The organism is Clostridium cuniculi, from assembly GCF_004353185.1.
GTDB classification, from domain to species: domain Bacteria; phylum Bacillota; class Clostridia; order Clostridiales; family Clostridiaceae; genus Clostridium; species Clostridium cuniculi.
This window is the reverse complement of sequence record NZ_SMUS01000009.1, coordinates 123,688-134,700: the sequence shown is the minus strand read 5'-3', so window position 1 is coordinate 134,700 and position 11,013 is coordinate 123,688. Positions and strand designations below refer to the sequence as shown.

Annotated in this window: 9 protein-coding genes; 8 read left to right on the top strand and 1 reads right to left on the bottom strand. The window is 29.8% G+C overall.

Annotation, left to right across the window (positions count from 1 at the left end; genetic code table 11):
• Positions 1-683: 683 nt before the first annotated feature.
• Positions 684-833, bottom strand: a complete 150-nt coding sequence (locus EJJ37_RS20090) for a hypothetical protein (protein WP_166484676.1) — start codon at positions 831-833, stop codon at positions 684-686.
• 359 nt (positions 834-1,192) lie between these two features.
• Here EJJ37_RS20090 and EJJ37_RS06485 point away from each other — a divergent pair, with 359 nt between their 5' ends.
• The 8 genes from EJJ37_RS06485 (at position 1,193) to dnaJ (ending at position 11,005) form a co-directional block, all read left to right on the top strand.
• Positions 1,193-2,305, top strand: coding sequence for a stage II sporulation protein P (locus EJJ37_RS06485; protein WP_133014783.1), 1,113 nt, complete (start codon positions 1,193-1,195; stop codon positions 2,303-2,305).
• Between the two features lie 105 nt (positions 2,306-2,410).
• Positions 2,411-2,869: a hypothetical protein gene (locus EJJ37_RS06480; RefSeq protein WP_133014782.1), complete on the top strand. Its 459-nt coding sequence runs from the start codon at positions 2,411-2,413 to the stop codon at positions 2,867-2,869.
• 134 nt (positions 2,870-3,003) lie between these two features.
• Entirely contained in the window at positions 3,004-4,809 is a 1,806-nt protein-coding gene (lepA, locus tag EJJ37_RS06475) for a translation elongation factor 4 (RefSeq protein WP_133014781.1), read from the top strand.
• A 64-nt stretch (positions 4,810-4,873) separates the two neighbouring features.
• Entirely contained in the window at positions 4,874-6,007 is a 1,134-nt protein-coding gene (hemW, locus tag EJJ37_RS06470; protein ID WP_133014780.1) for a radical SAM family heme chaperone HemW, read from the top strand.
• 190 nt (positions 6,008-6,197) lie between these two features.
• Positions 6,198-7,226, top strand: coding sequence for a heat-inducible transcriptional repressor HrcA (gene hrcA, locus EJJ37_RS06465; protein WP_133014779.1), 1,029 nt, complete (start codon positions 6,198-6,200; stop codon positions 7,224-7,226).
• Positions 7,227-7,249: 23 nt separating this feature from the next.
• Positions 7,250-7,837: a nucleotide exchange factor GrpE gene (gene grpE, locus EJJ37_RS06460; RefSeq protein WP_133014778.1), complete on the top strand. Its 588-nt coding sequence runs from the start codon at positions 7,250-7,252 to the stop codon at positions 7,835-7,837.
• Between the two features lie 51 nt (positions 7,838-7,888).
• On the top strand, positions 7,889-9,745 hold the full coding sequence (gene dnaK / locus EJJ37_RS06455) for a molecular chaperone DnaK (RefSeq protein WP_133014777.1): 1,857 nt from the start codon (positions 7,889-7,891) through the stop codon (positions 9,743-9,745).
• Positions 9,746-9,868: 123 nt separating this feature from the next.
• Positions 9,869-11,005: a molecular chaperone DnaJ gene (gene dnaJ / locus EJJ37_RS06450; RefSeq protein WP_133014776.1), complete on the top strand. Its 1,137-nt coding sequence runs from the start codon at positions 9,869-9,871 to the stop codon at positions 11,003-11,005.
• Positions 11,006-11,013: the final 8 nt, after the last annotated feature.

The window sequence follows — 11,013 nt, the reverse complement described above, 5'->3', positions numbered from 1 at the left end:
AATTTAATAACTATACAATATTATAAACATAAAAAGGAAGTCACAATAATTGGTAGAGTAACTTCCTTTTATAAGTTTATTTGAAAAAAATAAGAAACAAGCAATTAAAATATATAATAAATTACTTATATAAACAAAAATATTATGATAAACGACAGAAAAAATGGAATGAAAAACATAGAATAAATATAAAAAAGAAATCACCCAATATAGATGATGGTGATTTCCTTTTTCTATTAAACAAATATTATATAAATATAAAATGTTAAAGTGAAGTCACTTCAATTTCAATATATCGTAAATACTAATTAATTTCAATTATATATAATAATTAAAATTAATAATAAAAAGGAAATCAACAGCCATAGTAAAAATGATTTCCTTTTTGTTCTACTACTCAAAGAAGTAGCGTTTAAGATGTAATTTAGGGTTAAAACGATTTATATATCCCTGTAGGCAATTATAACATATGTAATTATAAAGTTTCAATATATATATAGTAAAAACATAATATAAAAATAACTAAAAATATCCTTGAACAATAAGAGGTTAGATACTAACTAATTTTAATATCTAACCTCTTGTTGTTTTCTTATTTAAATAACTATAGGAGAACTTGAAACTAAAAAATAGAGATTCAAGTCAAGTTCAATATATCATAGTAATTTCAAAAGTTTAAATAGTTAAATTTGGATTAAATATTCATCTCTCCCAATGGTTTTAACTTCTACATTGTTATCCTTTAATAAATCAATAAACTTGTCTACAGTTTCTAAAGAAGAAAAATCAATTTTTAATATTAGTTCTTTTTTATCGGTTTCCTTTGTAGCCATATATAATCCCCCCATAAACATTATTATAAATAAATATGAATGCTATTTTCAAATGTAATTGTTGGAATAAAAATAATCCTTACTTTGCTATTATTTAGGTAAACTTAGCTTCTAAATAAAATGTTTTGACGTCAAAAATTCGTCAAAAATAAATAATATATATTTAAAATTTATTAATCAATGTAAGTGACAAAAATATCTTAAAAAGTAGCAATATAACTTAATTTAAACGTGATATGAATAAAAATAAATTCATATAAACAATATGGAAGAGATAAATAAATTTATGAATTAAAATTATTTATTAATAATTATGTAAAACCTCCCATATATTTATAAAGAGTGAGGAGGTATATAAAATGCAGTGGATTAATGAAAGCAATAATGTTAAGAGAAAGAAAAGTGGTATTAGCATAGGATATATAGTTCTATTAGTTCTTATGATTATATTTTTTATAAGAGCTGGTAGTGTTCTTAATAATTATAGAGAGCGTGGTGGATTGGCGTATGTACAATTGCTTAATTACTCCATGCCAGTGGTTGAAACACAAATATATGATAGTACAGCATATAGAGAAAATAAAGTTACTATTAAAAGAGTAATAGTTGAAGCTTTAGGGCTAAATAAGATAACTACTTATGGAATAATAGGAAATGAAGTAGCTTTTTTTAAAAATATAAATAACGTTAATAGTAACGGTAATTTAGATAATAGCTCTAAATCAACCTTTAGTTTGTTTGAACCTTACGTTGTTAAGGAAGAAAGTATTGCCAGAGTTACAGAAGAAGATTTAGCAGAGCTTAATAAAACTAGTGCTGCTTATGATCCTTCACTTAAGAAAACATTAGATGCTTCAAATGTAGAAGTATTAATTTATCATACTCATACTCATGAAGGATATGCAGAAGCAGGTTCAGATACTGAACAGGAAGATTTTAGTGTTGTTGGTGTAGGGGATGTATTAGCACAAGAGTTAGAAGAAGGATATGGGATATCAGTAGTTCATGATAAAACCGTTCATGATACTAGCCCTTATGATCAATCATATTATAGATCAGGACCTACAGTACAAAGTTATTTAAATCAATTTCCTAATTTAAAATTAGTAATAGATTTGCATAGAAATAGTGGTCCTAGTAAGGATAGAACTACGGTAGAAATTAATGGGCAAAGTTTAGCAAGAATTATGTTTGTTACTTCAAAGGCTTCACCATATTATACGGAAATGATGGAAGCAGTAAGTGACATGATTTCTACTTCGGAAGAGCTTTTCCCAGGATTGCTTGCAGATGGAAATAATGGAGTTGGTCTTTATGAATACAATCGTGGATCAAACAACTTTAATCAAGATTTAAGTCCAGCATGTATATTGACAGAGTTTGGAACAGATCTTAATACAGCGCAAGAAGCAAAGTTAAGTGCAAAATATTTAGCTAGGTTAATAGCAGAACATTTAAATGGTAAAGAATAATTGAATAAAAGTTTGAAAAGTGAGCATCCTTATAGCTAATAACTAAGGAGCTCATTTTTTTATTACTATATATGTTATAAAGTTAGCTAAGAAGGAGGTTTTAGGTTGAAAATTATTAAAAAAATTCTTATACCTATATTTGCAGTGATTTTACTTATTGTAGGCTTTGTAAAGATAAATATAATAAATACAGAATCTTTATCACCATTGGGGAATACTGATGATAACTTTAAAGTTGTAAGTGAGGAGTTTGGAGAAGATTTTCAAGAATTCATTAAAGATAATAGTACAGTGAAAATTTATGTTGGAGAAAAGAAGGATGGTTTAGCAACTGTAAAGATATATAATAAGGAAATTAAATTGACTAGTGATAATTTATTTATGAATACTATAAAGACTGTTAGAGAATATGTAAATAATGCTTTTATAAATATAAAGGATAAAATAAATAAAAGTACAAAAACTAATAGTGAATATAATGAAGATAGAATAAAAACAGATGAGGATAACAAGAATGATTTTGATAAAAGTGTAGATGATTTTATTGAAAATATTAACAATTAATAAAATCCTAGTAATCTTAATGTGATTTCCATGTTAATATTCTTGACACTTACTCTATACTCTATGTTATAATTTAGCTTGATTTAACAATATGGGGGTGAAGAAGCTGCTTAATAAAATAGCAGTTAAGATATATGCAAAGTAATAGACAATCAAAGATTAGAAACTTTTCAATCGTAGCACATATAGACCACGGTAAGTCAACCCTAGCGGATAGATTATTAGAAATTACAGGGACTCTTACACAAAGAGAAATGGAAGAGCAAGTTCTTGATAATATGGAGATCGAAAAAGAAAGAGGTATAACAATTAAGTCTCAGGCTGCTAGATTAATATATAGACGTCAAGATGGAGAAGAATATATATTAAACTTAATTGATACACCAGGACACGTAGACTTTACATATGAGGTATCAAGAAGTTTAGCTGCTTGTGAAGGTGCATTGCTAGTAGTTGATGCTACACAAGGTATTCAAGCTCAAACTTTAGCAAACTGTTATTTAGCATTAGATAACGATTTAGAAATCGCTCCAGTAATTAATAAAGTAGATTTAGCTTCAGCAAGACCAGATGAAGTAAAACAAGAAATTGAAGATGTTATAGGAATAGAGGCTGAAGATGCACCTATGATATCAGCTAAAACTGGATTGAATGTAGAACAAGTATTAGAAACTATAGTGGAAAAGGTTCCTGCTCCAACTGGAGATGAAGAAGCTCCATTAAAAGCCTTAATATTTGATTCTTACTACGATAGTTATAAAGGTGTTGTTTGTTATGTAAGAATTAAAGATGGTATTGTTAAGCCAGGAACTAAAATTAAGCTTATGGCAACAAATAAAGTGTATGATGTAACAGAAGTTGGAGTTTTCACACCGAAATTAATGCCTATAAGTGAATTAAGAGCTGGTGATGTTGGATATATAACTGCATCTATAAAAAATGTTGCGGATGCTAGAGTTGGTGATACTATAACAGAGTCTGATAGACCAACAGCAGAGGCACTTCCAGGATACAAAAAGGCAGTTCCAATGGTTTACTCAGGTATTTATCCAGTAGATGGAGCTAAATATGATGAATTAAAAGAAGCATTAGAAAAATTACAAATAAACGATGCAGCTTTAGATTTTGAACCTGAAACATCTATAGCTTTAGGATTTGGTTTCAGATGTGGATTCTTAGGATTACTTCACATGGAAATAATTCAAGAAAGAATAGAAAGAGAATTTAATTTAGATATTATAACAACAGCTCCTTCGGTTGTATATAAAGTAACAAAGACTAATGGAGAAGTTTTAGATTTAACAAATCCAACAAATTTACCAGAAGCAACTGAAATAGATTATATGGAAGAGCCAGTTGTTAAAGCTTCTATTATTTCACCAACTGATTATGTTGGAGCTATAATGGATTTATGCCAAGAGAGAAGAGGAACATTTATCGATATGGAATATCTAGAAACTACAAGAGTTTGTATTAACTATGATATGCCATTAAATGAAATTGTATATGACTTCTTTGATACTTTAAAATCAAGAACAAGAGGATATGCATCTTTTGATTATGAATTTAAAGGATATACTAAGACTGAACTTGTTAAGCTTGATATATTATTAAATGGAGATGTAGTTGATGCTTTATCAATGATAGTTCCTAAGGAAAGAGCTTACCATAAAGGTAGAGGAATTGCTGAAAAGCTTAAAGAAATCATTCCAAGACAAATGTTTGAAGTTCCAATTCAAGCAGCAGTAGGATCTAAAGTTATAGCTAGAGAAACAGTTAAGGCTATGAGAAAAGACGTACTTGCTAAGTGTTACGGTGGAGATATTTCAAGAAAGAAGAAACTTCTTGAAAAGCAAAAAGAAGGTAAGAAGAGAATGAGACAAGTGGGATCTGTAGAAGTACCACAAGAAGCATTCATGGCTGTTCTTAAAGTAGACTAATAAAAAGACATTGCTTTTGCAATGTCTTTTTTCATAATTAAAAAATAGATTTGGAGGAAAAATAATGAAGAAAATTAGTTTATATATACATATACCATTTTGTAAGCAAAGATGTTTTTATTGTGATTTCCCAACATTCGCAGGAAAAGAAAGATTTAGAGAAGAGTATGTTGAGGCTTTAATTAAGGAAATAGAAGATAAATGTTCTAATTATTTAATAAAAACTATTTTTATTGGAGGTGGAACACCTTCATATCTTGAAGAAAAGGAGCTTGAAAAACTTCTTATAGCAGTATCTAAATTGAATTTATCAGATAAGTTAGAGTATTCTATGGAGTGTAATCCAGGTACGGTAAATGAAGATAAATTAAAAATAATGAAGAAATACGGAATAAATAGAATAAGCTTTGGGCTTCAATCTTGTAATGATCAGTTATTAAAAAAAATTGGTCGTATACACACATTTAAAGAGTTTTTAGAAAACTATAACTTAGCAAGAAAAGTAGGATTTAATAATATTAATGTAGACTTAATGTATGGTCTTCCTAATTTAACTATACAGGATTGGAAGAATTCTTTAGAAAAAATATGTGAATTAAAACCAGAGCATATTTCAGCATATAGTTTAATAATTGAAGAAGGAACTGCTTTTTATAAATTATATGAAAAAGATAAGCTTGAACTTCCAAGTGAAGATGATGAAAGAGTAATGGATAAATTGACTAAAGATATATTAAAATCTAATGGATATCATAAGTATGAAATTTCTAATTTTGCTTTGTCTGGAAAGGAATGTGAGCATAATAAGGTTTACTGGTCATTAGAAGAATATATTGGTGTTGGAAGTGCAAGTAGCTCTTATATTGATGGATATAGATTGGTAAACACAAGCAATATAAATGATTATATAGAAAAGATAAATAATAATATAAGTGTAGTAATAGATAGGTATGAAAATTCCATTGAGGATGAAATGGAAGAGTTTGTTTTTATGGGATTAAGAATGGTTTCAGGCATAGATTTATTAAAGTTTAAGAAAAAATTTGGTGTAGATATAAATAGTATATATAAAGAAGTCATTGAGAAGAATATAAAGGATGGATTACTTGTTGTTGAGGAAAATAAAATGTTTTTAACAGCTAAAGGGATGGAGTTATCAAATAGTGTAATGTCAGATTTTATATTAGATAAATCATAAAAATGAAAAGTAAAGTAATAAGGAGAAATTTAGAGATGCAAAGAGATAATCCTGAAAAAATTAAATTATATAAAAAAATAGTTGAAAATTTAAAGAAATACGAAATTGACAAAAAAAACAAATAAGAATATATTGATAATGTAGTCATTAGCACTCGACTTTAATGAGTGCTAACAATAGGGGTGATGAAATGGCTATTGATGAAAGAAAAATAAAAATACTTCAAGCCATTATTAATGACTATATAGTAACAGGAGAACCTGTTGGTTCAAGAACAATAGCTAAGAAGTATGATTTAGGTGTGGGATCTGCAACTATAAGAAATGAAATGGCAGATTTAGAGGAAATGGGATATTTAGAACAGCCTCACACATCAGCAGGTAGAATACCATCTAGTAAGGGATACAGATTATATGTTGATAAGTTAATGGAAACACCAAAGCTAAGTAAAGATGAAGAACTAAGAATTAAAGAGTATTTAATTAATTCAGCAATGCATGAAGTTGATACTATCTTAAAGGAAGCTTGTGTTTTATTATCTGAATTAACAAATTTAACTTGTATAGTTCAAACTCCTTCTATGAAAAGAAGTTATATAAGATCATTGCAATTAATAAAAATAGATGAATTGAATTTAATTGCTTTAATAGTTACAGATAGTGGTGTTATAAAAAATCATAGAATTAAAGTTAAGGCTGTACCAAGTAATGAGGAACTTATTAGAATTAATGAGGTATTAAATTCTAAACTTAAAAACTTAACAATTGAAGCTATTAATTTAGAAGTTATTAATAGGCTTAAAAATGACTTAGTAGGATTTGATGATTTATTTAATGCAATGCTTCCAGCTTTATATGAAAGTCTAAATAATAGTTCAAAATCAGAGTTAGTTGTTGAGGGAGCCACTAATCTTTTCAATTATCCTGAGTATAACGATATTGAAAAGGCTAAGGAAGTACTTCAATTAATAAGTAATAAAGATTGTGTAATAGAGCTACTAGAAGGTAGTGGTGATATTTCAATTAAAATTGGTGATGAAAACTATATTCCAGAAGCTAAGGATTGTTCAGTAATAACAGCAGAGTACTCCTTAGGAGGAAGACCAATTGGAAGTATCGGCCTTATTGGTCCACAGAGAATTAACTACTCGAAAGTTATTTCTATAATGGCACAAGTAATGAAAGAATTAAATAAAAGTCTTAAGGACCAAGAGTATTGAATAAATAGAGATGAGGTGTAAAGATGGAGGAAAACAAGGATTTAAGAGATGAAGAAATACTAGAAGAAGGTAATACAGTAGAAGAGAATACAGAGGCTACAGAAAATGAAGAAGTAGAAGAAATAATAGAAGAGTATTCTGAAACTGATGATTTATCAATGATAAGAAAGTTAAAAGATGAAAATAAAAAGCTTTCTAATGAATTAGATGCATTAAAAGATAGATTACTTAGATTAACTGCTGAGTATGACAATTATAGAAAAAGAACAGCAAAAGAAAAAGAAGGTATTTATACAGATGCTTGCACAGATGTATTAAAAGAAGTGCTGCCTGTAGCAGATAACTTAGAAAGAGCTTTAGCTGTAGATGGTAATGTAGAAGATATTAAAAAAGGTGTTGAGATGACAATAAAAGGATTCTTAAACGCTTTAGAAAAATTAGGTGTTGAAGAAATAGATACAACTAATGGTTTTGACCCTAATGTACATCAAGCAATTTCAGTGGTTGAAGATGCAAATTTAAATACTAATGATGTTGCTCAAGTATACCAAAAAGGATATAAAAAAGGCGAAAAAGTAATCAGATACTCAATGGTTACAGTAGCAAAATAGCAAATCAAGGAAAATCTTTAAATAGATATGTGATTCGAGGAGGAAAAAATTATGGGAAAAATTATAGGTATTGATTTAGGTACAACAAATTCATGTGTAGCTGTTATGGAAGGTGGAGAACCAGTAGTTATCACTAACTCAGAAGGTGCTAGAACTACTCCATCAGTAGTTTCATTCCAAGCTAACGGTGAAAGATTAGTAGGACAAATAGCTAAAAGACAAGCAATTACAAATCCAGAAAACACTATAATCTCAATTAAGAGAGAAATGGGAACAGATCACAAAACTAAGATTGATGATAAAAATTATTCACCACAAGAAATATCAGCAATGATACTTCAAAAGATTAAAGCTGATGCAGAAGCTTACTTAGGTGAAACTGTAACTCAAGCTGTTATTACAGTTCCAGCTTACTTTAATGATGCTGAAAGACAAGCAACTAAGGATGCTGGTAGAATAGCAGGATTAGAAGTATTAAGAATAATAAACGAACCAACAGCTGCTTCATTAGCTTATGGATTAGATAAAACTGAACAAAACGAAAAGATATTTGTTTATGACTTAGGTGGAGGTACATTCGACGTATCTATCCTTGAATTAGGTGATGGAGTATTCGAAGTATTATCAACAAATGGAGATACTCACTTAGGTGGAGATGACTTTGACCAAAAGATTATCGATTATATAGCAAATGACTTTAAAGCTCAATATGGAATTGATTTAAGAAACGATAAGAGTGCAGTTCAAAGATTAAAAGAAGCTGCTGAAAAAGCTAAGATTGAATTATCTTCATCAATGCAAACTAACATCAACTTACCATTTATTACAGCTGATGCAACAGGTCCAAAACATATTGATATGAACTTAACTAGAGCAAAATTCAACGAATTAACTCATGATTTAGTTCAAAGATCAATTGAACCAATGAAGAAAGCATTATCTGATGCAGGACTTTCAATTAGTCAAATAGATAAAGTTATATTAGTTGGTGGATCAACAAGAATTCCAGCAGTTCAAGAAGCTGTTAAGAACTTTACTGGAAAAGAACCTTCAAAGGGAGTTAACCCAGACGAATGTGTAGCTATGGGTGCTGCAATTCAAGCAGGTGTTTTAACTGGAGAAGTTAAAGACGTATTATTACTAGATGTTACACCATTAACATTAGGTATTGAAACTTTAGGAGGAGTTGCTACTCCATTAATCGAAAGAAATACAACTATACCAGCTAAGAAGAGCCAAGTATTCTCAACTGCAGCAGATGGTCAAACATCAGTTGAAATTCACGTAGTACAAGGTGAAAGACAAATGGCAGCTGATAACAAGACTTTAGGTAGATTTACTTTATCAGGTATTGCTCCAGCTCCAAGAGGAATTCCACAAATCGAAGTTACTTTTGATATAGATGCTAATGGTATTGTTAAAGTATCTGCTATGGATAAAGGAACTGGTAAAGAAGCAAACATCACAATTACTGCTTCAACTAACTTAAGTGATGAAGAAGTAGATAGAGCTGTAAAAGAAGCTGAAAGATTTGCTGAAGAAGATAAGAAGAGAAAAGAATCAATAGAAACTAAGAATAATGCAGATCAATTAACTTACCAAACTGAAAAACAATTAGAAGAACTAGGTGATAAGATTTCTGCTGATGATAAAGCTAAAATAACTGCTAAATTAGATGCATTAAAAGCTGTTAAAGATGGAGAAGATTTAGAAGCTATTAAGAAGGCTACAGAAGAATTAACTCAAGAATTCTATGCTATATCTTCAAAGATGTATGCTGATGCTCAAGGTGCAGCAGGAGCTCAAGGTGGAGCAGGATTTGATCCAAACAATATGGGTGGAAATTCAAATGCAGCACATGATGATAATGTAGTTGATGCTGATTTCGAAGTAAAAGAAGATAAATAATATACTATATAAGTAGGGAAGACATAAGTCGTCTTCCCTTTTTAAAAGTTTAGGTGTTTACGAAAAAATATATAAATGTTAATATAGACTAAGAAAAATATGAATAAGGTGGTGACTATATAGATGGCGAATAAAGACTATTATGCTGTACTTGGTCTTGAAAAAGGTGCAAGTGATGATGAAATAAAAAGAGCCTTTAGAAAGCTAGCTATTAAATACCATCCTGATAAAAATCAAGGTAATAAGGAAGCAGAAGAAAAATTTAAAGATATAAATGAAGCATATCAAGTACTTTCTGACCCAGAGAAGAAGGCTAGATATGATCAATTTGGTACTGCTGACTTTGATGGAAGTGGATTTGGAGCAGGTGGATTTGGTGGCTTTGACTTCTCAGATATGGGAGGTTTTGGTGATATATTTGAAAGCTTTTTTGGAGGCGGTGGTGGTTCTTCAAGAAGAAGAAACGGACCGGTAAAAGGTGCTGATATAGAATACACTTTAAATTTAACTTTTGAAGAAGCTATATTTGGTGTAGAAAAAGAAATTACAATAAATAGAAATGAAAATTGTGAATCTTGTAGAGGTACTGGTGCAGAACCAGGAACATCACCAAAAACATGTCCAACATGTAATGGAAGTGGGCAAGTTAGAGTTCAAAGACAAACTCCTCTTGGAAGTTTTGTAAGCACTTCTACTTGTGATAGATGTGGAGGAAAAGGAACTATAGTTGAAACTCCATGTTCAAGCTGTAGTGGTAGAGGTAAGGTAAGAAAGACTAGAAAGATTAAGGTAAATGTACCAGCTGGTGTTGATACCGGTAATGTAATGCCACTTAGAGGGCAAGGAGAACATGGTTCTAATGATGGACCTCCAGGAGATTTATATATCAGAATAAATGTTGCTAAGTCTAAACAATTTGATAGAAGAGGAAATGATATTTATATAGAAACTCATATATCAATGGGAAGAGCTGCATTAGGTGTTGAAATAACAGTTCCAACAGTAGATGGGGATGTTAAATATACTATTCCAGCAGGAACTCAATCAGGAACAATGTTTAGATTAAAAGGTAAGGGTGTACCTAAGGTTCATTCAAATACTAGAGGAGATCAATATGTAAAAGTAATAGTTGATACTCCTAAGAATTTAAATTCTAAACAAAAAGAGGCCCTAGAAGCATTTATGGAAGCTTGTGGAGAAAGTGTTGATGGAGAAGTTACACACAAAAAGGGCTTCAAAGATTTATTTAATAAGAAATAAAAAAGATG

What these genes read in the sequence shown, in the direction of transcription:
- EJJ37_RS20090 (WP_166484676.1), bottom strand. Translation starts at nt 833, where the DNA reads ATGGCTACAAAGGAAACCGATAAAAAAGAACTAATATTAAAAATTGAT.
- EJJ37_RS06485 (WP_133014783.1), top strand. Translation starts at nt 1,193, where the DNA reads ATGCAGTGGATTAATGAAAGCAATAATGTTAAGAGAAAGAAAAGTGGT.
- lepA (WP_133014781.1), top strand. Translation starts at nt 3,004, where the DNA reads ATGCAAAGTAATAGACAATCAAAGATTAGAAACTTTTCAATCGTAGCA.
- hemW (WP_133014780.1), top strand. Translation starts at nt 4,874, where the DNA reads ATGAAGAAAATTAGTTTATATATACATATACCATTTTGTAAGCAAAGA.
- hrcA (WP_133014779.1), top strand. Translation starts at nt 6,198, where the DNA reads ATGGCTATTGATGAAAGAAAAATAAAAATACTTCAAGCCATTATTAAT.
- grpE (WP_133014778.1), top strand. Translation starts at nt 7,250, where the DNA reads ATGGAGGAAAACAAGGATTTAAGAGATGAAGAAATACTAGAAGAAGGT.
- dnaK (WP_133014777.1), top strand. Translation starts at nt 7,889, where the DNA reads ATGGGAAAAATTATAGGTATTGATTTAGGTACAACAAATTCATGTGTA.
- dnaJ (WP_133014776.1), top strand. Translation starts at nt 9,869, where the DNA reads ATGGCGAATAAAGACTATTATGCTGTACTTGGTCTTGAAAAAGGTGCA.